This is a genomic window from Streptomyces sp. NPDC058279, from assembly GCF_042881255.1.
GTDB lineage: Bacteria > Actinomycetota > Actinomycetes > Streptomycetales > Streptomycetaceae > Streptomyces.
Genome location: NZ_JBHVYA010000024.1, coordinates 56,307 through 80,882 on the forward strand (window position 1 = coordinate 56,307; position 24,576 = coordinate 80,882).

Here is a 24,576-nt window from a genome sequence, read left to right on the forward strand (position 1 = left end):
CCTTCACAGGCCGGCAGCAGACTGCCCACGATCAACCCTCGGTACGTCAGCAAGTGGGCACGTTCATCCGTACGTGACTGGGCACGTTCACGTGTACGCCGACAGGCGGAGCTGCACGGCCTTGGGCTCGAAGCGGTCGCGGTCGGTGTCGATGGGGCGCCAGCTCGGGTCCAGCGGCTCGTCGTCCTCGGGATACCTGACGTGTTCCATGGACCGTTCGTCGCATGCTCCGTAGTCCTGGAAGTTCTGTTGGGCCTCGATCAGGGAAGGCCTGTTGGCGCCACCTGAGTAGTCCGGCCAGCGCAGCTGGATGTCGTCGTCCTCCCAGAAACAGACCGGGCAGATCTGATAAGAGCCGGGCCCGTCGTTCATCGTCAGGTGGCCGCAGCACACGCAGGGATACTTCAGGATCGGCACGTGAATGAGCAGGTGGCGAAGCTGCTACCAGGGGAGCTCCGCGCAGATGGTCTTGCCGCCTTCCGGCACCGGCTTAATGCGGATGTGGGTAGCGAGTCGCCTGACCAGGAACCACCCCCACCCGCCGGTTCCACCGGTACCGGGGGTGCGGGGCTGGGGAGGCTGGGGGCTGCGGTCGGCGACGCAGACGTCGATGGAGTGGTCCAGCAGTTCCAGGTGCAGAGCGCAGGGGCCGACGGTGTGTCGGATCGCGTTGGAGACGAGTTCGGCCACCACCAGGAGCACATTGTCAACGCTCTCGTTCCCGGCGGGGGCTCGCAGGCGGGCTGCGCGGGCGAGGAAGGCGCGCGTGGCGTCACGTGCAGAGGCGGCAGGCTGGGCGGTACGCGACAGGGGCTGATCCAGGACGGCTGTGCTCATTTGCTCCTCCTTCCGCACGGCGGGCTCATATGTCGCGCATGCCCCGCTACGCGAGTCGGAATCGGGGCCCGGCCTGCCGCATGAGCTCCAGGGCAGGAAGGGGCCGGCCGCGGTACGAGTGCGTGTTCGCGGCCGACCGGATCAGAGGCGATGTGGTGCTCCCGGCGTCGGCACGTCACGTTAAGCCGCCCCCGAGCGGTCATAGACCCAGGGCAGAGGGCAGTGCAACGCCAGGCGTGGATCCCGCTAGGACGGGAGGGGTCGTCAGTCCTTCGCGATGGCCATGCCGGGGAAGATCCCCACTAGGGTCCGTCTTCAAAAGATCGTTCGATGGTGGATCATGTTTTCGTGATCCATCGCCATGAAATGACCGATATCGAGTGGGAGTTGCTGGCTCCGCTGATACCGAGTGCCGGCAGGGGCCGGCCTCGGGTGGAGGGCCGTCGGGTGATCAACGGGATGGTCTACAAGATCCGGACCGGGGTTTCCTGGCGTGACCTGCCGGAACGTTACGGCTCGTGGAAGTCGGTCTATACTCGCTTCCGCCGCTATGCCATCGACGGTGTCTTCACCCGGGCCCTGCAGCAGATCCAGGCGCGGGTGGATGCCACCGGTGACATCGATTGGCTGGTCCAGATCGACTCCACCATCGTCCGCGCCCACCAGCAAGCCGCCGCCACCGGCCGAAAAGGGGGAATCACCGGACGGACGAACCGGACGATCACGCCCTCGGTCGATCCCGAGGGGGCCTGACGACCAAAATCCATCTCGCCTGCGACGGCCGCGGCCGGCCCCTGGCCGTACTGCTGACCCCGGGGCAACGGCACGACGGCGTCTGTGCGAGGCCGCTGCTCGAACGCATCCGAGTGCCCCGCGCCGGCCTGGGCCGGCCCCGTTGCCGACCGGACCACGTCATCGCCGACAAGGCCTACAGCTCACGAGGATTCCGCGCCTACCTGCGCAAACGCGGCATCGGACACACGATCCCGGAGAAGAGCGACCAGAAACGGCACCGCCGGAACCGCGGCCGCCGAGGTGGCCGACCGACAGCCTTCGACAGCGACATCTACCGCCGCCGCAACACCGTCGAACGCTGCTTCAACCAGCTCAAAGGCTTCCGAGGCATCGCCACCCGCTACGAGAAGACCGCCACCTCCTACGAAGCAGCGGTCACCCTCGCATCACTCCTGCTCTGGGCAAGATCAATTTGAAGACAGACCCTAGCAGTGCGGCACTGCCGGCGGCCATGACGGACCACGCCTGCGTCGCGGCCTGCGTGGCCTGCGCCCCCGCCATGGTCGCCTCCTGGACGGCCATGGCCGTCTCCAGTGAGGGCGGCGGGGCACGTGGATGCGATGCGGGCGAGCGCCGAGCGCAGCGAGTACTGGCGCCGTGGGGGCCGGCTCGGCCGGAAGGATCCGGCCGAACCCGGACGGGCTCCCTGCCGCCCTACCGTGCCCAGTCGATGCCGAGGGTGGCCAGGCGTTCGCGCTGCTGGTCGGGGAGGGCGGGTTGCAGCTGCTGGGTGAACGGCTCCCCCTCCCCGAGGGCGGAGCCGTTTCGTCCATTGCGGAAACCGCAGCGCACAGCCCGGTACGGGAGCCGGCCTGCCCTTGGACGACGTGGGGGAGGCCGATCGGTACCGGGCTGTGCGCTGCGGCTGGTTCACATGGCGGTCTGGGGTGGCGGCTGAAAGTGCGCCGGGTCCAGGGCCTGGTGTTTGTCAGTATTCGCCGTGCTGCTGGTCCTTGTAGTGGTCCTTGTCGCCGCCGCTCTTGTTGATGCAGACGTTGCCGAAGGCGGGGTTGAGGAGGCCGACGACGTTGACGGTGTTGCCGCAGATGTTGACGGGGATGTGGATGGGGACCTGGACGACGTTGCCGGACAGGACGCCGGGGGAGCCGATGGCGGCGCCTTCGGCGGTGGCGTCGGCGGCCGCCAGGCCGGCGCCGCCGGCGAGGATGGCGGCGGCTGAGGCGGTGACGGCTACGGCCTTTGTGATACGCGACATCAAGATCTCCTGGTGAATGTGGACCTGCCGCAGGGAGTACGGCACGTGCGCCCCTTCAAACAGCACGGGCAGGGAGCCGGTTACGGCAGTTGGGCCGGATCGGTGACCTGGGCCACCTCTTCAGTCGTGTCGGCAGGCCGGGGCGCGGTTCGGCGGGGTCTGTGGTGTGGGCGTATGGACCCGGTCACTCATGCCTGCTCGCCGAGGGCGCGGTATCCGGGCGGCCCACGTTCGCCGGTGGTGGGTGAGACCGGGAGGCGTTCGACGGTCCGGCGCAGCCGCCGCCCGGCCTGGACCTCGCAGCGGGCCGTGTACGGCTGTCCGGACCTGGTCATGGCGGGGTTATGGTGTGCCGCGAGGGTCCTTCCGGTCGGTGTAGATGTCGCACTCCACACGAACCCGGAGGGCCCTCACCCGTTCGAGATCCCTCAACCGTGACCTGCACCCGTCCCCAACCTTGCCGGACAGAACGCCTAGGGAGGGGCGGGGAAGAACCGCGTCAGCACCCTCGCGCCGACCGGACCATGATCGTTCTCGCCGGGATTTCAATGTACCCCGACCACGCACACCCGTATCGGGACCAGTGGATGCCGAATGCGGCTTCAAGTGCCCCCAGGGGATGGACCGGTCTGCTCGGTTCGGCAATCGGGTGCTCCCGTTCTGTGCCCGCGACAGCTTGGCGGGGGTGGGGAAGGGATGGGGGTTGATGCCGGAATCGGCCGGCACAGGCAGAGAGGAGTTGACGGTGGAGACATCTGAGCTGGAGAGCAAGGTCCAGAAGCTGGAGACGGCGTTGGCCGTGCAGGAGGCTTCCATGGCCGGTGCGCAGGCGACGCAGGCCGCCACGCAGGCGGGGATGACCTCCACGTTCGCCGCTACCCAGGGCGGAACCTGGGCGGTGATGGGCGCGGGCAGTGCCGCGTTGATCGTCGGTATCTTCCTGGGCATGGCCATCGCCAAGGGCTGACGCACGCTCGCTCCCGTAATTCCGTTGTTCGATTCGCGCCGCCCTCGCCGGACAGGGTCCGACGGGGGCGGCTCGCTCCGCAGACTGACCCCCACAAGCGCGACGCGGCCATCGCTCTCGCGAACACCCTCTCCGGGAGGGGTTTCGGCGGGGACCCCTCCCCGCTGGTGGTGCGCCTGGTGGACGCCTCGGGGTTCCAGTGGATCGCCCGCACCGTCGACTGCGAGCAGCTCGGCGCACGGCCGGCCGCCCCCGAGGAGCGGACGCGTGCCGGGCGGGTGCCGGTGGACGTGCCGCCCACCGAACTACGGGTAAGGGACCAGGTCCTGGCGGGTGGTCGTCTGGCCACGATCACCGATCTGCGCTACCGCCGGCTCAAGCCGAGCAAGGTAACGCGAGCCCCTGACATGTCGGCCCCGCATTCAGACGTTAAAACGGCAAGGACAGTGCCTGTTTCTGATCTCATAGCCGCAGGTCCTCGACGTGCTGAGGGCGCATGCGCGGTGGCCGGCGTTCGCGGAACGGTCGCCGTGACCGTTCCGCGAACGGAAGGCTCGAAGCGGCGGCACGGGGCAGGAGCTATCGCCGACTTCTCCAACTTCGTCCCGGGCCTCGACCTCGTAGGTCACCTCCAGATCACCCTCCTGGCGACCGGCTGACCGCCACCCGCTCCGCGCAGGACTGGCATTCGCGCACACGCATGTGGCTATACCGGGTGGAGGCGTGTGCGGGCCCGAAGCTGGCCGAGCGGCCGGCTTTCGGCCGCAGGCTCTGCCCGAGCGGTTCCGGGGGCAGGCCCGCAACCGGACTCGCCACCGGTTCCGCCCACACGGGCCGGCGTCGGTGGCCGCAGAGGCGGGGAAACCCGGCCCCCGAGCCGAACCGGGCCCTCTCGGTGATCTCAGGCTCGGTCACAGCTGTTGAGTGCTTTCGTGACAGGGCTGATGGGTGGGCGAAGCCGCCTGCGCGCTGGTGGATCGATCCTTCGCCCTGGAGGGATCGATTCTTCTCCCACGGCTTGGGGGTCGGAGCAGCAAATCCCGTTCCGTCCGCATTTCATACGTTCAGGTCTCGTATGAACACGACTGCTTACGTCATGTAGCCACTGCCGCTACCAATGGTGACTGTCAGTTCGTTCTGATTCCTGGAGGCACCGTGAAGCTCCCCCGCCTGGCAGCGATCGCGACCACCTTCGTGGCTGCGGGTCTGCTCGCGTTCGTGCAGGCTCCCACCGCGTTCGGCGCCACGTTCACAGCCCAGTTGGTGGCACGTAACAGCCAAAAATGCGTATCGGTAGCGGGTGCCAGCACCGCCAATGGCGCGGCCGCGGTCCAGTGGGACTGCCTGGAGGCGCCGAACCAGCAGTGGAAGCTGGTGGCTACCAGTGCCGGCTACTACACGGTGGCCGCAGTGAACAGCGGCAAGTGCCTGTCGGTCAGCGGCGCGAGTGTCCAGAACAACGCCACGGTGGTTCAGTGGGACTGCGTGAACGCCACGAATCAGGAGTGGCGGCTGGTCCAGAAGGACAGCGGCTACTTCTCCATCGAGGCCCGGCACAGTGGCAAGTGCCTGTCCGTGGCCGCCGTGAGCACCCAGAACGACGCCGCGCTCGTCCAGTGGGACTGTGTGGAAGGAGCCAACCAGCACTTCCGCCTCGGCTGACACATCCCGGGGGGAGCCCAGGGTGCCCGCCAGGTTCCCCCGGCCCCGCCTCCCGCGCACCAAAGTCGTTCTTTACCGGTAGCCGATTCGAGCACCTGGCGGTGATGGAGACCGGCCGGAGGTTGCCGACCCGATCACGGTGGAGGACCTGGTTGCGGTGCAGACCTTCTCGGTGACCGTTCCGAGGTTCTGTAGCGCTGGACCTCCTGGAGGGCCCCTCGGCGTACGGCTGTCCGGTCGGCTGTACGGCATCCCGAGGCACATCGACATGGTCGACGCCGAAGCGGACGTCGTGGCCGACGGCTCGCCGACGGACCGGGCCTGGCGTCTCCTGCGCGACCAGCCTGAACGGGCCCCGACCTTGGGGGAGAGGTCGGGGCCCGTGGTGCACAGTGGTCTTGTTGTGAGGTGGTCAGTGGCGGAAGGCGTCCTTGGTGTCTTCCTTGGCCTGGCGAGCGCTGCCCTTGGCCTGGTCGGCGCGGCCTTCGGTGGTCATACGGTCGTTGCCGACGGCGCGTCCGACGGTTTCCTTGACCTTGCCCTTGGTCTGCTCGGCATGCGCCTTGCTCTTCTCTGTGCCCGACATGGGGACCTCCTCGTGAAGTACCGGATTGGTCGTGACCGCTCTCCTACTCACAACCGTCGGCCCCAAACCCCACAACCCAGCCCGTTTTCGTCGGCATCGCGGGTCGCACCGCTCGACAGTCGCATCCCGCGGCGAGGAACCATGCGCCCACAGGGCCGCTCAGGCGGGAAGCAGGAGGACTGAACGCCACCCGCTGCGCCGTGGACTTGGCATGTGACACGTCGTCTGAAGCCGGCCTGGCGAACCCGCCGGCCAGGCCGTGGCCGGGTCGGCGGGTCGGGCAGAACCGCGAGCAGCGCCGCCGTGGCGCCCGCGCGATGGCCGGCCTCCGCCAAGCGGCGCGCTCATGCCCGGAGAGGAGGCCGTAGAACAGGGCTATGGCGAACCGCCACTGAATGCGAGCGCGTTCTCCTGCCCGCCTACCGGCATAAGAAACACATAAAAATCGGCTGCATGGTCGGAGGGTAGTCGGGCAGTAGGCGGTTCGGAGGTTGATAACTATGGTTCCCCTGCTTCTCGTTCTTCTGCTCGCTCTGATCCTGTTCGGTGCCGGTTTCGCGGTGAAGATCCTCTGGTGGGTCGCCATCGCGGTGCTGGTGCTGTGGCTGATCGGCTTCGTCGCCCGTCCCAAGGGTGGCAGCGGCCGCTGGTATCGCTGGTAGTCGCCCGGCACAACGCAGTGGTGAGGCTGGATGACAGCGGCCTGCCGTCCCCTTTCCGAGGGGGCGGCAGGCCGCTGTCACGTCGTTACGTCCTGGCGCAAATACCTACCGGTTCCGGGTGGAAACGAGTATTCGGGGGTATCCGCGCAGCAACCGGGACGGTCGCCGTGACGCAGCAGGGAACCTGCTCGCCTCCAACGATCGACGGCCGTCCCGGCCGTCCCTCGGTCAGCGTTATTCGTGTGGGGTGTGGTGTAACGCTCGGTAAGTCGGCCGGGCCGCAACCGGCCGGGCTCGCACGCCGTCAGCCCCTACCGGGCCCACTTGATGTCGAGGTTGGGCGAGTGCGCCGCGCTGCGCTTGGTGGGGACGGGCCACACCGATGGCTTGGCCGTCAGACGGTTCCGCTGAGCCGGCTGGGGCCGCGCCGTCCCTCCCGCCCTTGAGACGGTGAATGTTGTCGGCCCGGAGCCCCGCACTGTCCAGGACGATGTCGAACAACACTTTCTCGCCCTGGCGCAGACGGTTATCGCTTCCATGGACCGCTGAGGCTTCTGCGTGAACGTCAGGCCCACCTCGCTGACTGATGAGACCGATCCCGCGGTCAGAGTCGAACCACTTCACGACACCGCTCGGCAACACACATCACTCCTCCGCTTGGCTTGGAGTCGGAAGCCGACACTGTCCGCCCCGTCTCGGCCGGTCGGGAGGGCGTGTGCAGGGGCGTGAAGCAGTGGGATCCAGCGCGGTTGCAGCCGGCAGGCGCCGTATTAGGGCCTGTGTGATGTCGTGATCGGTGGTGGCTCCTTGGCGTGGGAAATGGATCTGGCTCCACGCGGTCACGAAGGTCGTGAAAGGCTCGGCGGATGGACTATGCGTTCGATGCTCCACCCGTTGACCGAGAGCTTCTGGACTTCGCCGTTCATCTGGTCGCTCGTGCCGGACGGATGTCCGCGCAGGCCTTCTTCGGCAACGACTGGCACAGCCACCGCAAGGAGGACGGCAGCGAGGTCACTGAGATCGACGTGGCGGTCGAGGAGTTCATCAGGGCCGAGTTGACCCGCCGGGTTCCGGACGACGGCGTCTTCGGGGAGGAGGGGGGCTCGACCAGCGGGACATCGGGACGGCGTTGGGTCATCGATCCCATCAATGGCACGACGTACTTCACTCTCCGGGTGCCGCTGTTCACCAACGATCTTGCCTATGAGGACGAGTACGGGCCGGCCATCGGTGTGATCAACATGCCTCTGCGGCAGCAGATGGTGGTGGCGGGCCGCGGTCTGGGCTGCTGGGTATTGCCCGGCCCCGACCCAGATCTGAGGTCGGGCCGCCGCGCTCAGGTCTCGGAGCGGACCGGCCTGGGCGGGGCGAGAACGCTGATGCACAACCCGGCGGGCTGGCCGGAGGAACTCCTGTCCACGCTCCACCGCCGGGTCTTCCTGATCCCTTCCACCGGCATGATCGCGGCCCTGGTGACGGGGTGGGCCGACGCGGGCGTAATCGCCGGTCCGCCGATGGGATATGAGGACGTGGCTCCGATGCCGGTCATCGTCACGGAGGCAGGCGGCCGGGTGACCGACCTGAGCGGGGCATCCGTGCTGCAGGGCGACATGTCGGTGCTGGTTACCAACGGGCGGCTGCACGACGCGTTCGTGCAGATGGTGAAGGACTTGCCCCACAGCCGCGACTGGCAGGCCCTCGTCGATGGGGAGTAGGGCCCGGTGCAGGGGTGATTAGGCCGCTGAGGGGCGGAGGCTGCGGGGTGGCCGGATGATCGCGCCGCGGAGGGGGAGCGCGGCTAGGTAGCCGGCGGGGGTTCCTGACCTTGTCATGAGTGTGCTGTGACAGCCGCCGATGCCATCCGACACCGCCGGCCCCTACCGGGCCCAGTCGATGCCGAGCGCGGCCAGGCGCTCGCGTTGTTCGGGGGTGAGGCCGTCGCGGCGGGTGCGGGTGTTGGACAGCCAGACCCCAAGCCGCACCGGGGTCCCGTCCGGCAGCTCCTCGGTGTGCGTGCGGGGGACGACGACGCGTCCTTCGCGGGCCGCGTACTGGGCGAGGGCGTCGACGCCCCGCTCGAACGCCGAACCCGACGCCCGGCGCGGCCGCCCCGGCGCGGCCGGCTCCGCAGCCGGCGTCACGCCCAGCTGGGCGAGGCGGGTCTGCTGCTCGTCGCCGAGCAGCTTCCAGTCGCGGCGTTGGGTGGCCAGCCAGCGGCCGATGTCCTCGCCCCGGACCGTGACGCCGGGGACGATGTCGTTCAGGGTGGCTTCAGCTTTGGGAGTGCAGCACTGCATTGGCCGTGATGACGAAGGCGTCGCATGCGCGTTTAGAGCGTCCGCCAGTAGGGGGATGGCAATTGGTGGCGACTACTGCTCGGCGTCGGCCAGTTCGGCGTTGGCCCGGGCGGTGACGAGGGTCAGTACGCGGTGCGGGGAGATCCGCGCCGCCGGCGCCGAGATCGCCGCCCGCCACGCGACATCCCCGCCGAGGACCTGGCGGCACCGCTCAGCGTCCGGCCCGCATCCGTGAACCGCAGGCGGGACGCCTCGGCAGGCAGGGACTCCAGCAGACCAGAGGCGGTCAGCTCGGCGATCGTCGGGACGCCGAGCAGCCGGCAGCAGCCGCGTAAGCGGTTCCCAGGATCGCGTCCGGCCCGCCCGAGAACGGCTATCACCGGCTTCAGCGCTGGCGAAGCCGGACGCTGCCGATCGGCGCTACCGGCCGGTCCGCAATGCGCTCCCGGGCACCGCACGCCAGGCGTTTCCGGCGCGTAGAGGCGCGACATTGCCTCAAATTTGCCTTGGCATGTCCAGGTTAACCGTCGGTAAGGTGATCACCGTGTGGATGGCAGCCCTGACCCGGTGCGCCGTCGCACGCGTCAGTGGCGGCCGGGGGGAACAGTGTCGCTATGGGGGGACTAATTGATCATGTCGCGGCATCGGTTCTTCAAGACTGCTGCCTCGGCGGGTGCAACCTGCTGCTGTCTTGCGACAGCGGGCTGATTCGAACGCTTCCTGTGTGCTCCCCGCCTGCCTATTTGCCATGAAGAAATGCTCTTTTGCGCGTAAAACCCGCCTTTCTCCCGCCCGGATCGCGTAGATCCGCCCTCCTCAAACCGGTCCTGACGTCAGTCGTGGCGCTGGCCGTCCTGGGCGGTCTCGCCGTGCAGCCTGCGGTGCTCGGGAACACCAAACTCCGCGCCGGCGCCGCCGGCAGCTCGTACGACTGGCTCGACGACACCGCCGCCGAGCAGTGGCGGCAGGACCAGTGCCTGATGGCCGACGTGCTGCGGCTGGGCGGCCCGGCCATGGCGCAGGTCGCCCAGGACGGCCTCAATCAGCCGCAGGACAAGCTCCACGTGCTGGCGGACCGCAATCACTGGGAGCAGACTCCGCTCGCCGCGGCTTACCAGAAGGACCGGGACACGGCGAACGGCGCCCTGACGGCCCTGAACTCCTTGCGTGATTCGTGGCAGAAGCCACTGGCGGGCCTGACCACCCCGGCGGGTATCAATGACGCTGACTTCCACCGGCCTCCGGGTTCTCCGGGTGACGGAAAGCAGTCGTTCCACGCTCAGACCGGCCTGATCCAGTGGACCGCCGACCGGTTCTGGACCTCGGAGAGCGACTTCTACCAGGACCCCACCCCCAAGGCGGCCGGGCCGACCGTCACGGCAGTGAAAAGCCTGGGTTCGCCGCTCTACGGCAAGGAACCCGACCCGAAGACCACTCCTGCGGACCAGTGGCAGCGCGCGCTCGCGGAACGCGATGCGTTCAAGTCTCTGACGGAGTGGTCGGCGGAGCCCACGGGCGCGGACAACGCCCGCATGTTCCTGGCCTCCGGCGGCTTCCCCCGTACGGCGCCGAAGGCGGGGACGGCGGAGTACCGCATCGCGGTCGAGGACTTGAAGTCCCGGTTCGCCACCTGCGCCTGGCGCGACCCGATGGACCCGAACAAGGTCCTCGCCGGTATCACCGACACCGCCGCAGGCGAGTGGCAGCAGGAGATCACCTCTCAGCAGGTGCAGCGGAATCAGATCCTGGCTGCCAACAAGGACGCCACCCAGTCCCTGACCACCGGTGCGAAGGCCCTGGGCGAGATGCTGGGGCACTCCTGGGTGGCCGATCACGCCGCCCGCTTCCAGGACTACTGGTCCCCCGGCGGCGCGGGAACGGTCGGCGACAACACGGCCGTGATCGAGGTCCACGCAGCCAACGGCAAGTGCCTCGACGTCGAGAACAGCGGAGCCGTCGACGGCACGCCCGTACAGGTCTACTCGTGCAACGGCACGGGCGCGCAGCAGTGGTGGGTCTACGGCGATGACCACGGCCTGCACTAGCGCAACCGGAACTACAAGTGTCTGGACGTGTCGAACAACGACCCGACGAACGGCACCAAGATCCAGGTCTGGACGTGCAACAGCTCCCCGGCGCAGACCTGGGAGTACAACCTGCGCGCCACCACGAGCTTGAAGAACGTCGGTACAGGCAAGTGCCTGGACCTGCACACCTATGACAACGGCAACGACTCGTGGCTGTGGGACTGCAACGGGTCCGGCCCGCAGCAGTTCGACATCAAGCCGTCCGGCAGCGGCAGCGTCCCGGCGCAAGCCGAATTCAACAGGGCGAAGAAGGCCGTCGCCGACGCCCAGACCGGGGCGAAGAAGCAACTCGACGTCCTCAAAGCGCAGGCCGCGGCTGCCAAGAAGGCCGCCGCCACCAGTGACACCGCCGAGCAGGCCGCCTACGCCATCGCCGACACAGCTGGTGCGCCGCGCGGCCGTGGTCTGCTGGTGGGCCAGCAGAAGGCTCAGGTCACCAAGGGTGCGGTAGCCGCTCTGGATGCGATGGTGAAGGCCGGCGAGACCGCCGAGGCGGCTACTCGTGCCTCCGGCGCGGACAGCGAGACCATCGCGCAGCGCGCGCTGGCGCAGGCGGCGCAGGCGAAGGCGGAGTTCCGCCGGGAGGCCGCGCACACCGCCGAACTGCAGGCCAAGGCGGCCGCGGATGCGGCCAAAACGCACCGGGACAACGCCAAGAAGGACGCCGAGACCGCCAAGTCCAAGCTGGGCGACGCGCTGAAGGCGGAGGCCGACGCCAAGGCGGCAGCCGCCAACGCCCACGCCAAGCGGCTCGCCGCCGAGGCGGAAGAGGCCACAGCGAAGCAGGAGATAGAGACCGCCGCCGCCAAGCAGGCGGAGGCGGCAGGGCACAAGAGGAACGCGGAAGCCGAGGCGACGAAGGCCAGGGACGCCAAGGGCAAGGCCGAAGCCGCCGAAGCCACCGCGGTCGAGCGCAGAAACGGCGCCGTCAAGGCCCGGGACAACGCCAAGGCGAAACGGGACGACGCCTGGGAAGCGGAGCAGAAGGCCGACGCCGCGCGCGCGAAGGCGGACGCCAAGGCCGCCTACGCCGCTTCCCTTGACGCGGGCTCGGAGGCCACCGCCGCGCGCACAGCCGCCGACGAGGCGAACAAGTATGCAACCGACGCCGAGACGGCAGCCGGCAAGGCGAGGAGCGAGGCCAACGCCGCCACCCAGGCCGCCGCGGACGCCGATGCGGCAGCCACCCGTGCCGAAGCGGCCGCCAAGCGGTCTCGCTCCGACGCCGACGCCGCCCAAGCCGCCAAACTGGCGGCGGACGCCGCGGTCAGGACCGCCACCAGCGCCGCCGCGGACGCGATTGCCGCATCCCAGCACGCCGCATCCGAGGCGAGGGCGGCCGTCGCCCTGGCCAACGAGGCGGACGGGCAGGCCAAGACCGCCACATCCCAGGCGGACAAGGCCAAAGAGGAAGCCGCCAAGGCCAAGACCGCAGCCGCCAAGGCGGCGGGTTACGCCTACGTGACCGCCCAGGCCGCGGTGGACGCCGGCAAGGCCGCCGCGCAGGTCGCCAAGCCCGCGAACGACGCCATCCAGCTCGGATCGCCCTACGCCACCACGGACTCGGCCGCGAGCCTGCTCGTGCTGACCGGCCAGGCATCGAAGACCATCGCCGAGCAGCAGAAAGCCGTCGCCGACGCCCACGCCAAGAACGCCCAGGACGAGGCCGCTGCGGCCAAGGCCCTCGCCGACCAGGCGCAGGACGACACCAAGGCCGCCTACCAGCACGCAGCCACCGCCGCCGGCTACGCCTCGGACGCCCGCACCTACGCCAAGGAGGCCCTCGGCTACTCCGCCGACGCCGCGAAGTCGGCATCACTGGCCGCCGCATCATTGGCCCGCAGCGTCGAATACGGCAGCCAGGCCGCGGCGGACGCCGTAGCAGCCGATCAGGCGGCCGGACGCTCCGAGGGCCATGCCAAGACAGCCCGTGACTCCGCCGACCAGGCCGCGCTGGACGCGACCGCAGCCCGGGCCGCAGCTGCCCAGGCCGACCAGGACGCCAAGACCGCCCGCGCCGCGGCCGACCGTGCCGCCACCGTCGCGACCGAAGCCGAAAAGGCGGCCCAGGACGCCGACAAGTACGCCAAGGAGGCACAGGAAGCAGCCGACCGGGCGGAGAAGGCTGCCAATGCGAAGCAGATCGAAACGGGAACGGTCCCTGACGGTGCCGGCGGGTCCATCGGCAACATGTTCTACGTCATGGATCGCACCGAGCAGATCGGCAAGCCCGAGACCCTGAAGAAGACGGCCGGCTGCGAAGGTTGGATCGACGCGCTCTTCTACAAGGGCGACTGCACGATGACCGTGAAGATTCGCTACAAGGCGTTCCTCGACCTGTACCTGTGCACGGCCCCGGTCTTGGACCCGTCGAAGTCCACGTGTCCTTCAAGCGAGACGATCTACCTGGGTCAGTTCCCGACCGACGAGCTGTCCCAAGAGGTCACCCATACCATCACGATTGCCGAGTACCAGGCGGGCGTCGACCCGGTGGACATCCTCTTCGGAAGCTGGATCAAGTGCGGCCAGAAGTTCGCTTCCGGATTTGAGCGTGGAAGCTGGGGCGGCTGTGCCTGGGCGGCGGTGGACGTTGCGCTCCTGTTCTCGGGCAAGATCCTCAAGCCCATTGCGGACGCCGTCAAGGCGGCCGATGCTGCGGCGAGAACCGGCATCGGAGTCGCGGATGCCTACAAGGCCCTGCGGAACCTGGGCCTGACCGAGGCCGCCATCGAGGGCATTGGGGCGAGGGCCCTCCGCGGTCTGATGGATGCATGCACCAAGCGCAAGACTGCGGCTTTCCGCGCTGCTGCCGTGGAAGGGGTCAATCCCTGTGAGGGGATGATCGCGTACCTCAGCACCGATCTGAGCCGCATGGCGTACAAGGCCAGAATCGCATCCGGAGTCAGCACCGGCCGGAATGTTGCGGTCGCCAGGGTCCCCGGGTGGAATGACCCCAAGACCGGTGATCTTGTGGTCGGCTTCAGCAAGGGGAACGGCTACCACTCGGAGAACCACATCCTGGACCAGCTGACCGCCAAGGGGTTCAAGCCGACTCAGATCACCGAACTGTACAGCGAGCGCAGTCCCTGCCCGGCGTGTGGCCCCATGCTGGAAGACGCCCTGCCATCGGGTACTCCGATCTCATGGTCCGTCCCCGACGGACCGGGTTCAGGCGATCTCCTTTACAGCATGATCCGCGCATTCGGGGGGAGGTCTGGGTTCAGCCGATCCGAAGAGCAGTAGCGAACGTAACAGGGGTGTGTGCTGGACCTCCTCGCGAGGTTCACCACGCCCCACCAGGAGAAATGAAGAAACATCATGACTGAGTTCGGGTTCACCCGTGCCGCTGACGACGTGGTCGCCATTCGAATCGAGCTAGCCGACCTGGTTGTCCAGGCACTTCAGCGCGCCGGCTTGCCAGCCTTCCGCGACGGGGAGTCCGACAGCCCGGACCAGGCAGGCGCGGTCGTCTACGTCGATACCGATGCCGAGACGGCCTCGGCAGCCGTATCCGTGGGCTGGAGGTGTGACGCCGGCCCGCTCCAAGCCGCTGTGGACGCTCTCGTCTCACGGAGTTCTCCTGATGCACACGCCGTCCGTTATCCCGGAATGGTCGGCCTCCACATGCAAAGTGCGTTGATCAGAATCCTCTTGACGGCGGGGATCATCGCAACTCTGGAGAACGACAACATGAATCCGGACTACGTCCTGGTATTCGGTCAGGTCTCCGACTTGCCACCAGCACTGCGGCCCACGTTCAGTCCCGCCGCGAGCTGACCTGCACATCTGCGAAACGGTCCGCCGGTCTTTCCGGCGGACCGTTTCGGCTGCTCTGAGCCGCACGTACGGTCCGCAGCATGCCGACCCAAATCATCGACGGCCGAAGCGGTGTTCCGGCAGGATGATCTCCTGTGCCCACAGCGGGCGTACCACTTGGAGGGGAAGAGTGGGCAGAACCACCCTGCTGGTCATCGCCGCGTTGCTGCTGGCGGCCCGCTGCTCAAGCGGTGTACCGGATCATGATCCGGCGTCAAGCGCTGGCGCCGCGGCCGCCGCAGAAAACACACCGGCGCGCGTTTGTACGAACCAAGTGATCGCCGCAGTTGCGCTCAGCTGGAGGCGGGACCAGGGGCCGCTCGATGCCAGCGGCAATGCGTTGTTGAACGCTTTCATGGACGCCAACGCGGTCCACCAGACACCGCAGTACCGGATATACATCGACCGCTACGCAGCAGGCACCGGACCGATCGCGCTGGCCATAGCCCAAGGCAAGGACGGCGAGCAGGCGATCACCGAGCAACTGGCTGTCGATGGCCAAGGGATTGAGTCGGAGTACACCACCCTGCGTAAGGCCGCGCAATACTTCGGAACCGCCCGTAGGAGTCCGGGCGGCCAAGACGCAGAAAGGGGGACCTGCCAACCCTGCTCGACCGGCACGTGCCGCTGGGCCCGGACCAGGCTGCGGTGCGCTTGGGCGTCCGCCGTGTCGACTTCGACCAGGTCGTCAGGCTCGGATGGCTGTCCCCGGTCGGCTCGGTGGACATCGACTACAAGCGCCACGGCGGGGTGACCACCATCCCCCTGTACGACGCCGAGGACATCGCGCTCCTGGAGGTGGTCCGCCCCTCGGTGGACTGGCGGGCGGTGCGCACGGTGGCGGCGGGCCGCCGTTCCCCGCTCGCCGGCCTCCGCCCGGTCGCCCCGGGCAGTGATCGGGTGTTCCTGGCGGGGGCGGCGCGGATCGCCCGGGTGGGCCGGGCGACGGTGGTGAACTGGCGCCGCCGACACGGCGACTTCCCCGACCCGGTGGCCGGCACGGACGTGCACCCGCAGTTCGACCGCCACGCGGTCGTCGCCTGGCTCCTCGCGCACGACAAGATCGAAATCCCCACGGGGCCCACGGTCGCCTCACTGGTACTGGCCGGCCCCAACGGCGCCACACACCGGTTCCGCCTCGACGACCCACACCTGACTCTGGCCGACGACCCGGCGGGGGAGGACGTGTTGTCCGGCTGGTCCACCGACACGGACGCCGACACGGTGGCCGAGCTGGCGGCCGGCGAGTTCGGGGCGTCGCTGCGCCGGCTGAACGCGCCCGGTACCAACCCGTTGGCGGTGCTGGGGGAGGTGCGGGTGATCGACCGGTTCCGGTCCGGGGCCGGTGGCCTGCGCCTCACCCTGGCCTGGCCGGCCGGCCTGCGGGGCGCCGCCTTGGCGGGCTCGGTCGGCGTGGAACGCCACGCGGTGGCCTACGTGGGCCCGGGGGAGGCGTGCGTGTGCAAGCGGCACGACTGCGGCGGCGTCGTCCCCGTCAACTGGTGCGCCGAGCACGGGGACGCGGCCTCGCCGGTGATGGAGTGGCACCCCGGAGGCGGAATGCGCTGCACGTTCCTGGCCGGACAGCGGGTGGCACCGACGGGCGGTTGACCCGCGCCCGGTTTCACCGATCGCCTGCGAGGCCCCGAGGAAGCCTCAGGGGATGGGCCGGTCTGCTCGGTTCGGCAATCGGGTGCTCCCGTTCTGTGCCCGCGACAGCTTGGCGGGGGTGGGGAAGGGATGGGGGTTGATGCCGGAATCGGCCGGCACAGGCGAGAGGGGAAGTTGACGGTGGAGACATCTGAGCTGGAGAGCAAGGTGCAGAAGCTGGAGACGGCGTTGGCCGTCCAGGAGGCTTCCATGGCCGGTTCGCAGGCGACGCAGGCCGCCACGCAGGCGGGGATGACTTCCACGTTCACCGCCGCCCACGGCGGAACTTGGGCGGTGATGGGCGCCGGTAGTGCCGCGTTGATCGTCGGTATCTTCCTGGGCATGGCGATCGCCAAGGGCTGACGCACGCTCGCTCCCGTAAACCGTTGTTCGATTCGCGCCGCCCTCGCCGGACAGGGTCCGACGGGGGCGGCGCGCTCCGCGGACTGACCCCCCACAAGCGCGAGGCGGCCATCGCTCTCGCGAACACCCTCTCCGGGAGGGGTTTGGGCGGGTACCCCTCCCCGCTGGTGGTGCGGCTGGTGGGCGCCTCGGGGTTCCAGTGGGTCGCCCGCACCGTCATGTGTGAGCAGCTCGACGTGCAGCAGACCGACCGGGGTCCCGGCGGGACGCGTTCCGGTGGACGTGCCGCCCACCGACTACGGGTAGGGGACCAGGTCCTGGCGGCTGGCTGGCCGCGATTACCGATCTGCGCTACCGCGACGGCGCCACCCGGCTGCCTGATCTGCTCGACCGTCTCTTACGACGGATCGATGCCTGCCGGACCGCCGGGTGGGGCCGTGACCTGATAAGGCCGCCCGGTTCGCCCCCGGCCCGGTACCTGTCAGGGCCCCGCCGTCATGTCCTGATCACGCCGCAGGCGGCGTGCACCGAAATCTGTCCCGGACGAGATCGGGGCCAAATCCACTGACGCGGGACAGCCCAGGCCAACCCCCGTCCATGAACTTGCGCGGTGCTGCACTGTTCCGCCCGATGGCGAGCCACCGCAGCTCGGAAACGTAGCGTTATTTCAGGCCAGTGGCTGGTAGTAGGCGATGTCGTGGTCGGTGGTGTCGGGTGGTGTGTCGGTGGGGGCGGGTTCGCTGTTCTTGTAGGTGTGGATGAAGAGAACTGCCAGGGAGCCGAGGAGGGTGGTCAGCCCGGTGCCGATGAACCACCAGCCGGCGGTGGTCGGCTGCGATGTCGCGATCGGGCCGGGGGTGTGGTTGAACAACGCGAGGATGACGAGTGTCAGACCGGCGGCGACACCGCCCGCTGTGGACCGCCACATCCAGTCGGGGCCGGCGGGCGAGGGCTGCGGGGCCGCGCTCCGGCCGTCTGCCGGTGCCGTGCCGGGATCCTCGTCCCGGCCGAGAACGTCTGCTGTGCTGTGGCCGCCGTCCGAGGTCGCGCCGGCCTGCTGATGCGCCGCGCCCGGGCTGCCGGCCTGCGTTGACACCCCGGAAACGCCGGCGGTCTGCTCCTCGATGAGCCGGCGGTTCTGTGCGCGTAGCACCGCGGCTTCCTGCTGGAGCAGGCGCACCTGTTCACGCTGTTCGGTGAGTTCCGCCTCGACCTGGTGGATGTACTCCTGGGCATGGCGCAAGCTCTCGTCCTGTTCCTGGCCGCGGGCGGTGAGGAGTTCGGCCGCGCCCTCGGCCGTGCGAGCGCGTTCGAGGGCTGCGTCCAGCTGCGAGGCGAGCCGGTCGGCCTTCTCCTCCAGCAACCCGATACGTGCGTCGGACACCTGCTGGGCCTGCTGGTGCTGCGCCCGCAGGCGCCGGATGTCTTCCTCCAGCTGGGCGAGTTTGACGGCGGGGGCGCCGCTGGCGGCATGGGCCTGCCCGCACAGCCTGTCCAGCTCCGCGCACACGTCGGGAGACAGGGGCGTGCCCCGCTCGGCGAGGAAGGCTTGCACGGCGCGCAGCGACTCCCGGGGCATGACCCGTTCGCCCTTCAAGTAGCGCGAGAGGGAGGATGCGGAGCAGTGCAGCGCCTTGGCGATCTCTGTCTGCGTCCCGCCCGAGGTGAGGAACTCGCTGACCGCTTCGCGCAGCGCGGCCGCGTATGCGGCTCCTGGGGCGAGCACCTCTGGGGACTCTTCCATGCCCGCTTCCCTTCGGACGTCAAAGGCCTGCGCCCGATGGCGCACTGACTGATTGTCACGCAGCCGTGACAGGCCGGGAACGTCTTTCGCGGAGAAGGCAGCAGAGGGGCGGTGTTGCCAGTTCGCGGGGAACGCATTCTTCCCACTCCCGCACGGTCTGTCCTGGCTCAAGGCTGAGTTCAGCGAACGCAAGAGGCGGATCGCACATGTGAGCGAAGTGAGGTCTGACGATGGCTGTGTCCTCCAACCTGGTCCCCGCCTCCGTCGCGGCGGCCAGCGGCCTGGCCGCGACGATGGCCGGCGCTCCCTGGTGGGGTGTCGTGATCTGCCTGATCCTGGTCCTTGCCGCGACATCCCTGCAGAGCGTCTTCCCTCAGGACTCCTCGGACCGGCTCACCTGGTGGACGAACCTACGGGATCACCGCACGCGCCGCCGTGACAGTGAATGAAGGCGGGTGCAGCGCCGTTTCGCCAGCGAACCTGCCTCCCGCGCGGACGGTGGCGGCAGGGGCACGGGTGCCTCCTACGGCGTCGACCAGTCCATCGCCGACCGCCAGACTGGCGAGGCCCGCGAGCGCGTCATGCCGCGCAGCAGGACGGGCCCCGGCGCCGCGGCTGGTTCAGGAACCGACCACGCGTCTCGTCCAGTACGCCCCACGCAAGGGTGGCGTCACCCATGACGCCACCCCCCTTCCTCTGAGTGTGCGTCGCTGAACTCCGGCGGGGCTCTTCAAAGATCGCGATCGAGCCGGAACCGGAGTCGGAACTGGGCTAGAAAGATCAGTATGGAACTCACCCAGATACGCCTGTTGGTGTCCGATTTCCCTGCCGTCTACCGCTTCTACCGGGACGTGCTCGGGTTCAAGCCGCAGTTCGAGGCCGAGAGCGGCCCGTACGCCAAGCTCAGCCCCGATACCGGACACGCCGCGATCGCGTTGCACGATCGGGCGCAGATGGCCGGCGTGTTGGGGCGGTTGGGGGCGGAGCCGGAGGGATACCGCTCGCTGGTGGTGCTGCGGGTGGACGACCTCGACGCCGCCCATGCCGAGCTCACCTCGCGGGGGGCGGAGTTCACCCGGGACCCGGGCCCGATGGGCGACCGGATACGGGTCGCGTACCTGGAGGACCCGGAAGGGAATCTGATCGAGCTTCAGGAGTGGCTGGCGCTGCGCGAGCAGGCTGGTAGCGCGCCGGCGTAAGAGGCGTAGCAGCGGGGTCCGTCCGCGACGAGCCCCCGTCGCGAGGTCCGAGGCCCGACGTGTGGCCGTCGGGCCTCGCCGCGCTCGGCGAGCGGCTGGGCTGGGCCGGCAGGGCGAGGCATTCACGAAGATCACGATGTACGGCTGGAGCTAGGGCCGCATCAGGCAACGTTCGCCCCGCGGGGGCGCGAGTGATGATCTTGGTGATACCGTGGGCGTCGCCGTGCACCACTGCGAATTTGAGGAGGTGAGACCGATCAACACTGCGACAGGTCGGGGCTCCCTCCTTTGCATGGTCTAGGGAGCGCCCGCACAAGGCATCCCGAAAGGCTTGAAACGCTGATGCGCTTCACCTCCCAGACGTCGTCGGACGGCGTCACCGAACAGTTCTTCACCCTTGACGAGATCCCCGGCGTGCTGTGGACGCCGGAAGACGCCTGCGGCACTCGTCCCCTGATTCTGCTGGGCCACGGCGGCGGGTTGCACAAAACGTCCCCCGGCACCGTGTCCCGTGCGCGCCGCTTCGCTGCCGAGGGTTTCGCGGTCGTCGCGATCGACGCGCCCAACCACGGTGACCGGCCCAAGGACGAGGAGTTCGGCCGGATCGCGGCCCGGATGCGGGCCGGCATGGCCGCCGGTGAGAACCCGGGCGCGCTTGTCGCCGGCATGCACACCTATCTGGCCAGTCAGGCTGTCGCGGACTGGCAGGCGGTCCTGACTGCGGTCCAGCAACTCGACCAGGTCGGCGTTGGTCCGGCGGGTTATTGCGGCATGTCGATGGGCTGCGGGCTCGGCATCCCGCTCATCGCTGCAGAGCCCCGGATCCGCGCCGCGGTGCTGGGTCTGCTCGGTGTGCACGGGCTGGCCGAGGACGCCGCGAGGATCACCGTGCCGGTGCAGTTCCTGGTCCAGTGGGACGACCAGATGGTTTCGCGGGACCAGAGCCTGGCGTTGTTCGATGCCTTGGCCTCGGCGGAGAAGACACTGCATGCCAACCCCGGCAAGCACGGGGACGTGCCGTCGTTCGAAGTGGACAGCTCGCTGCGCTTCTTCGCCCGGCACCTGAGCTGACACGAGATCGCAGTGCTCGGCGTGGGGGCCGGAACTCGTTTCCGGCCAGCACACTCGGTCCAGACTGTTCGGCATGGTCGAGCGGGTGCAAGTGCGCGAGATCGATGACGACGAGGGTGCCCGGCTGTTGCGGATCGTGCGGTGCGGCACCGGTTCGGTGGTGGCCTGGCGGCGGGCTCAGATGGTGTTGCTGTCAGCGCAGGGCATGACCTGGCGAAGATCGCCGAAGTCGTTTTCACCAGTGCGGACCGGGTTCGCGACGTGCTCCACAATTTCAACGCCGATGGCTTCGACTCGCTCTACCCGAAGTACAAGGGCGGCAGGACGAAGACCTTCACCCTCCTGGAACGCCGGGAGATCAAGAAGATCGCCAAGTCGAAGCCGGCCGAGCACAGCCTGCCCTTCTCGACTTGGAGCTGAGCAATTGTCAAAACTTGTGGGTGGGCAGTGCCTGGTGAAGAGCCGTCTGCCGTTCGGCGATGAGGTTCGGTAGCTGGCGCATGTCGTAGAAGACGACAGTGTCGGCGACAAGCGCAGCAAGACGCGGGATTCGGATACGGATCATGGTGCTGCTCCTTGAAAGAGGATCATGGGTGAGTGCCGGGCTACCTGTCCTGGATGAGCCCCGCGTTTCCATTGAGCCCCCGCAAAGTGAGGCGTGTCATGGCACGACACCTCGGGGCTTGACAGCTCCGGCGCCGGCCGAGTGGTCACCTGGGCGGTCATCTTGGGACCGGTTTCGACGCAGGTCTCGTCTGGTGGTCGCGGTAACCGATCCAGTCCCGCTGTCCGGCGGCGGTGACCTTCTGGCTGTACCGGGCCTCCGGATCGGGTTCGGGTGACGATCTTCATGCCCGACCACGGCACTCACGCCGTAGGCAGGATCAAGGCGGCCATTTCGTAGTGCCTGCGGGCCCCGGTGCGGGTGATCGACCGGTTCCGTTCCGGCTCGGGCGGCCTGCGCCTCACCCTGGCCTGGCTGACCGGCCTGCGGGGCGCCGCCTCGGTCGGCTCGGTCGGCGTGGAACGCCACGGGGTGGTGTCCGCGGGCGCGGGGGAGGCGTGCGCGTGCAAGCGACACGACTGCGGCGGAGTCGTCCCGGTGGGCTGGTGTGCCGAGCACGGGGACGCGGTCGGGCCGGTGATGGAGTGGCACCCCGGAGGCGGAATCCGCTGCACGGAGCTGACCCGCTGGCGTACCGACGCCGTTACGGCCGGCGCCGCCACCAGCTCCGGCCCGGTCGGGCGGTAGGGGGGTGGGGATTAGGCGGCCGGGGGCTGGTATCCCGGAGGCATCGTGCGGTGGGTGACAACGGCTGGTTGTTGACCGCTGCCGGTGTGTGGGTGTGGAGGACGGTCGCGGTGACCGTCCTCCGAACGGGGCTCAAAACGCGTCTGTGAGCTCTGGGTGACGCTCTTGAGCCGAGCTCCAGTCCGCTCCAGGGCGGAACGCCGCCCAGTTACCAGGGGAGGTGGGCAAGTGCCCATGCGAGCAGGGTGCTGGTGGCGGTGGCAGCGACAGCGCTGACGATTTCCAGGACGAGCCGGTTGGGCCGGAGACCGACGTGGGTCTCCACTGTCGGCCGGTGATTGCGGCGCTGGTTCGGACGGTTTTTCACGGTCGTCTCGCCTTCGATTGGGCTACTGGGGTACTCCCCGGTCGGGCAGCTGGTATGACAGTGGGTCAGCGAGGGTCCCGGTCAAAGCGACGCAGGGTTATCGGCACGACAACCCCCGGTGGGGGCCCGACATCCAAGGGGTTGTCGTCCAAGGGGGGGTACATGGGAGAGATCGCCAGCGGCGGAGGGGGCCGTCCCGGCGCGCCGTGGGGAGAGCTGAAAGGCAAAACGAAGGAGGCCAACGACCTGGCCGAAGCGATGCGCCGATGGCTCGACGCCTCGGGGCTGCGAGTGGGGACATTCCACAAAGAGTTGGTGCCGGAGCACTTCAGCGACGGTCGGATCCCGTCACTCGACACCCTCTACAGTCGCTTCGCCGGCGTCGCCCCCAGTTGGGAGTTCGTCAGCGCGGTCGTTCAGATCTGCTCCCCGGACGCGGTCACCATGAACGAACGGCAGCGGGAGGTCAAGCGGCTCTGGGCGAGATGGGAGGAGGCCAGCCGCGGCGGCAAGACGGGCCGCGGTGTCGCGCGACGAAACGCCCCCATAGTCGAAGTGCCCGACGGTCCCACCCTTCCCGTCGATGCCTCTTCCGACCAGCGCCTCATCGCCGCGTACGAGAAGATCCACCAGATGTACGAGGCCCGGCTCATCGCCACCGAGAGCCACCACCGCCTCGAACTGCTCCTGTTCGTCATGATCGGCAGGGAACACGACCACCTCGAACACATCGCCCGCCTCGAACAGCAACTCGGCACCGCCATGGAGCAGCACGCACCGGACGCTGCCCAGATCGCCGGCCTTCGCACCATGATCGAGGAGGCCGAGGCCAGAGAGAACCAACTGCTCCGTGCCCGGGACAAGGCCGAGACCGAGCGCAACATCGCCCAGCAGATGCTCGAGCACGCCAACCGCAGGATCGCAGCGCTCCAGGAGGAGATCGAAAAAATCAGGGCCGGCTCCGTGGCCGCCGAGAGCGCCGTGGCACGCGTTGAGACCGCGGCCGTCGACGTCCTCCACGATGTCGACGGAGCGATCGGACAGATTCAGCGAATCCTCGAAGAGGAGCACGACCAGCTCTACCGTCTGCGGCAGGCGCTCGGCTGGCGTCTGGTGGATGACGGCGACCGTGTCCCCTTCGACTCGCACACCATCGCTGGCGAGGTTGTCGACACTGCCGACAGCGAATCTCCGACAACCCCCGACAACTCGCTGACCAGGCAGGTCGAGACCCTTGAACCCCCCGACGCCCCCGACAACCCGGACGCCCACCACACGCCATCACGGCCGACGCAGACCCGCTCGCCCGCAGTTCGCAAGGCACAGCGCATCAGGCAGACCACCGCCCCCGCCGCAAGGGCGCTCGGGCGCCACGCCCTGGCGACAGTGCGGTCTCCACGCCGCCTTACCGTCCTCGTGGCGACCGTCGCATGGGCGATCGTCGTCGGCAGCGCGTTCACCGAGATCCGCCGCGGGAGCGCCTCCCTGCTGAGCATGTTCCTCAGCGCCCTGGTCGGGCTGCTCCTCCTGGGATGCTGCCAAAGAAGAGTGAGGACGGTCGTCAGCCATGGAGTGACCCGTGACTTCGACTCCGTCTTTTTGGGCACCACCACCAGGAAGGTCCACTGGTACCAAGTCCGGACACCGACGCTCGCCCAAGCGGTCGGGTTACTCCCCTCTCTCATCGCCCCCGAGTACCTCGGCCCTCTCAACACGCTGGGCCAGGAACTCGCCCGCCTCATCGGCATGGCCTAACACCGACACCAACAAGCGCGCGTGTCTCACGCTGCGACGGGGCGTGAGCGCCGAAGGGTCTCCATGACTCTTCGTCCGCCGGATCTCGGTGCCGAGCGTTCCCCACCGAGCCCACGAGAAAAAGGGGTAGGGACTACAAGTCCCTACCCCCGCTGCTAAGGGTTGTCCCGAAACTGCTGATCACGGGTGAGATGATCTTGGTGTGGCTGGTGTGATCACGGCGTCGGAGCCGTCCTGGATAGCCCCGTTC

General features: G+C 68.5%; 24 protein-coding genes and 3 pseudogenes. 17 read left to right on the forward strand and 10 right to left on the reverse strand.

Going from position 1 to position 24,576, the window contains the following annotated elements:
• Positions 1-87: 87 nt before the first annotated feature.
• Positions 88-417 (reverse strand): CPCC family cysteine-rich protein, encoded by a 330-nt coding sequence (locus ACFVXJ_RS29270; protein ID WP_389666237.1) that lies wholly within the window; start codon positions 415-417, stop codon positions 88-90.
• Positions 418-441: 24 nt separating this feature from the next.
• Positions 442-837 (reverse strand): ATP-binding protein, encoded by a 396-nt coding sequence (locus tag ACFVXJ_RS29275; protein ID WP_389666239.1) that lies wholly within the window; start codon positions 835-837, stop codon positions 442-444.
• Positions 838-1,167: 330 nt separating this feature from the next.
• Here ACFVXJ_RS29275 and ACFVXJ_RS29280 point away from each other — a divergent pair.
• A protein-coding gene (locus tag ACFVXJ_RS29280; protein ID WP_389666241.1) for an IS5 family transposase occupies positions 1,168-2,048 on the forward strand; the annotation gives its coding sequence in 2 pieces (ribosomal slippage) (positions 1,168-1,555 and positions 1,555-2,048; 882 coding nt in all).
• Between the two features lie 238 nt (positions 2,049-2,286).
• On the opposite strand, the gene ACFVXJ_RS29285 is transcribed toward ACFVXJ_RS29280, so the two are convergent.
• The 3 genes from ACFVXJ_RS29285 to ACFVXJ_RS29295 all read right to left on the reverse strand — a co-directional run bounded on the left by ACFVXJ_RS29285 (position 2,287) and on the right by ACFVXJ_RS29295 (position 3,183).
• Positions 2,287-2,424: a hypothetical protein gene (locus ACFVXJ_RS29285; RefSeq protein ID WP_389666243.1), complete on the reverse strand. Its 138-nt coding sequence runs from the start codon at positions 2,422-2,424 to the stop codon at positions 2,287-2,289.
• Between the two features lie 136 nt (positions 2,425-2,560).
• Positions 2,561-2,848: a chaplin gene (locus ACFVXJ_RS29290; RefSeq protein ID WP_136216992.1), complete on the reverse strand. Its 288-nt coding sequence runs from the start codon at positions 2,846-2,848 to the stop codon at positions 2,561-2,563.
• Positions 2,849-3,036: 188 nt separating this feature from the next.
• Positions 3,037-3,183, reverse strand: coding sequence for a hypothetical protein (locus ACFVXJ_RS29295; RefSeq protein WP_389666245.1), 147 nt, complete (start codon positions 3,181-3,183; stop codon positions 3,037-3,039).
• A 410-nt stretch (positions 3,184-3,593) separates the two neighbouring features.
• Here ACFVXJ_RS29295 and ACFVXJ_RS29300 point away from each other — a divergent pair, with 410 nt between their 5' ends.
• From ACFVXJ_RS29300 to ACFVXJ_RS29315, 4 genes and pseudogenes are all read left to right on the forward strand, one after another.
• Complete coding sequence (locus ACFVXJ_RS29300; protein ID WP_389666247.1) at positions 3,594-3,815, forward strand: hypothetical protein; 222 nt, start codon at positions 3,594-3,596, stop codon at positions 3,813-3,815.
• Positions 3,816-4,345: 530 nt separating this feature from the next.
• The gene (locus ACFVXJ_RS29305) at positions 4,346-4,474 is read left to right on the forward strand and encodes a hypothetical protein (protein WP_389666249.1); all 129 of its coding nucleotides are present in this window, start codon (positions 4,346-4,348) and stop codon (positions 4,472-4,474) included.
• A 496-nt stretch (positions 4,475-4,970) separates the two neighbouring features.
• Positions 4,971-5,477, forward strand: a complete 507-nt coding sequence (locus tag ACFVXJ_RS29310; protein WP_389666251.1) for an RICIN domain-containing protein — start codon at positions 4,971-4,973, stop codon at positions 5,475-5,477.
• A 157-nt stretch (positions 5,478-5,634) separates the two neighbouring features.
• Positions 5,635-5,772, forward strand: a pseudogene (locus tag ACFVXJ_RS29315) (hypothetical protein); the annotation flags it as partial.
• Positions 5,773-5,889: 117 nt separating this feature from the next.
• Here the strand turns inward: ACFVXJ_RS29315 and ACFVXJ_RS29320 are convergent.
• A complete protein-coding gene (locus ACFVXJ_RS29320) occupies positions 5,890-6,063 on the reverse strand; it encodes a CsbD family protein (RefSeq protein ID WP_136215326.1) in 174 nt (57 codons plus the stop codon).
• A gap of 500 nt (positions 6,064-6,563) precedes the next feature.
• On the opposite strand from ACFVXJ_RS29320, the gene ACFVXJ_RS29325 reads away from it, so the two are divergent.
• Positions 6,564-6,725 (forward strand): hypothetical protein, encoded by a 162-nt coding sequence (locus ACFVXJ_RS29325; protein ID WP_037792689.1) that lies wholly within the window; start codon positions 6,564-6,566, stop codon positions 6,723-6,725.
• Positions 6,726-6,959: 234 nt separating this feature from the next.
• On the opposite strand, the gene ACFVXJ_RS29330 is transcribed toward ACFVXJ_RS29325, so the two are convergent.
• Positions 6,960-7,367 carry a cold-shock protein gene (locus ACFVXJ_RS29330; protein WP_389666254.1) on the reverse strand — a complete coding sequence of 136 codons (408 nt, stop codon included), beginning with the start codon at positions 7,365-7,367 and terminating at the stop codon, positions 6,960-6,962.
• Between the two features lie 224 nt (positions 7,368-7,591).
• Here ACFVXJ_RS29330 and ACFVXJ_RS29335 point away from each other — a divergent pair, with 224 nt between their 5' ends.
• Positions 7,592-8,440: an inositol monophosphatase family protein gene (locus ACFVXJ_RS29335; protein ID WP_389666256.1), complete on the forward strand. Its 849-nt coding sequence runs from the start codon at positions 7,592-7,594 to the stop codon at positions 8,438-8,440.
• Between the two features lie 162 nt (positions 8,441-8,602).
• Here the strand turns inward: ACFVXJ_RS29335 and ACFVXJ_RS29340 are convergent, their stop codons facing one another.
• Positions 8,603-9,022 carry a helicase associated domain-containing protein gene (locus ACFVXJ_RS29340; RefSeq protein ID WP_389666258.1) on the reverse strand — a complete coding sequence of 140 codons (420 nt, stop codon included), beginning with the start codon at positions 9,020-9,022 and terminating at the stop codon, positions 8,603-8,605.
• 764 nt (positions 9,023-9,786) lie between these two features.
• On the opposite strand from ACFVXJ_RS29340, the pseudogene ACFVXJ_RS29345 reads away from it, so the two are divergent.
• The 4 genes and pseudogenes from ACFVXJ_RS29345 to ACFVXJ_RS29360 all read left to right on the forward strand — a co-directional run bounded on the left by ACFVXJ_RS29345 (position 9,787) and on the right by ACFVXJ_RS29360 (position 16,938).
• Positions 9,787-14,352: pseudogene (locus ACFVXJ_RS29345) on the forward strand (ricin-type beta-trefoil lectin domain protein).
• A gap of 75 nt (positions 14,353-14,427) precedes the next feature.
• On the forward strand, positions 14,428-14,886 hold the full coding sequence (locus ACFVXJ_RS29350; RefSeq protein ID WP_389666260.1) for a hypothetical protein: 459 nt from the start codon (positions 14,428-14,430) through the stop codon (positions 14,884-14,886).
• Positions 14,887-15,579: 693 nt separating this feature from the next.
• Positions 15,580-16,536 carry a hypothetical protein gene (locus tag ACFVXJ_RS29355; RefSeq protein WP_389666261.1) on the forward strand — a complete coding sequence of 319 codons (957 nt, stop codon included), beginning with the start codon at positions 15,580-15,582 and terminating at the stop codon, positions 16,534-16,536.
• A 180-nt stretch (positions 16,537-16,716) separates the two neighbouring features.
• Complete coding sequence (locus tag ACFVXJ_RS29360) at positions 16,717-16,938, forward strand: hypothetical protein (protein WP_389666263.1); 222 nt, start codon at positions 16,717-16,719, stop codon at positions 16,936-16,938.
• Between the two features lie 667 nt (positions 16,939-17,605).
• Here ACFVXJ_RS29360 and ACFVXJ_RS29365 read toward each other — a convergent pair.
• Positions 17,606-18,682, reverse strand: coding sequence for a helix-turn-helix domain-containing protein (locus ACFVXJ_RS29365; protein WP_389666265.1), 1,077 nt, complete (start codon positions 18,680-18,682; stop codon positions 17,606-17,608).
• Positions 18,683-18,912: 230 nt separating this feature from the next.
• On the opposite strand from ACFVXJ_RS29365, the gene ACFVXJ_RS29370 reads away from it, so the two are divergent.
• The 4 genes and pseudogenes from ACFVXJ_RS29370 to ACFVXJ_RS29385 all read left to right on the forward strand — a co-directional run.
• Positions 18,913-19,131: a hypothetical protein gene (locus tag ACFVXJ_RS29370; RefSeq protein WP_389666267.1), complete on the forward strand. Its 219-nt coding sequence runs from the start codon at positions 18,913-18,915 to the stop codon at positions 19,129-19,131.
• 336 nt (positions 19,132-19,467) lie between these two features.
• Entirely contained in the window at positions 19,468-19,881 is a 414-nt protein-coding gene (locus ACFVXJ_RS29375; protein WP_389666269.1) for a VOC family protein, read from the forward strand.
• A 342-nt stretch (positions 19,882-20,223) separates the two neighbouring features.
• Positions 20,224-20,952, forward strand: coding sequence for a dienelactone hydrolase family protein (locus ACFVXJ_RS29380; RefSeq protein WP_389666271.1), 729 nt, complete (start codon positions 20,224-20,226; stop codon positions 20,950-20,952).
• Positions 20,953-21,025: 73 nt separating this feature from the next.
• Positions 21,026-21,369 (forward strand): annotated as a pseudogene (locus tag ACFVXJ_RS29385) (transposase); the annotation flags it as partial.
• A gap of 10 nt (positions 21,370-21,379) precedes the next feature.
• Here ACFVXJ_RS29385 and ACFVXJ_RS29390 read toward each other — a convergent pair.
• Positions 21,380-21,517 carry a hypothetical protein gene (locus ACFVXJ_RS29390; protein ID WP_389666273.1) on the reverse strand — a complete coding sequence of 46 codons (138 nt, stop codon included), beginning with the start codon at positions 21,515-21,517 and terminating at the stop codon, positions 21,380-21,382.
• 360 nt (positions 21,518-21,877) lie between these two features.
• Between ACFVXJ_RS29390 and ACFVXJ_RS29395 the strand changes: the two genes are divergently transcribed.
• Both ACFVXJ_RS29395 and ACFVXJ_RS29400 read left to right on the forward strand, forming a co-directional pair.
• Entirely contained in the window at positions 21,878-22,204 is a 327-nt protein-coding gene (locus ACFVXJ_RS29395; protein ID WP_389666275.1) for a hypothetical protein, read from the forward strand.
• Positions 22,205-22,733: 529 nt separating this feature from the next.
• The gene (locus ACFVXJ_RS29400) at positions 22,734-24,326 is read left to right on the forward strand and encodes a hypothetical protein (RefSeq protein WP_389666276.1); all 1,593 of its coding nucleotides are present in this window, start codon (positions 22,734-22,736) and stop codon (positions 24,324-24,326) included.
• Positions 24,327-24,576 lie beyond the last annotated feature (250 nt).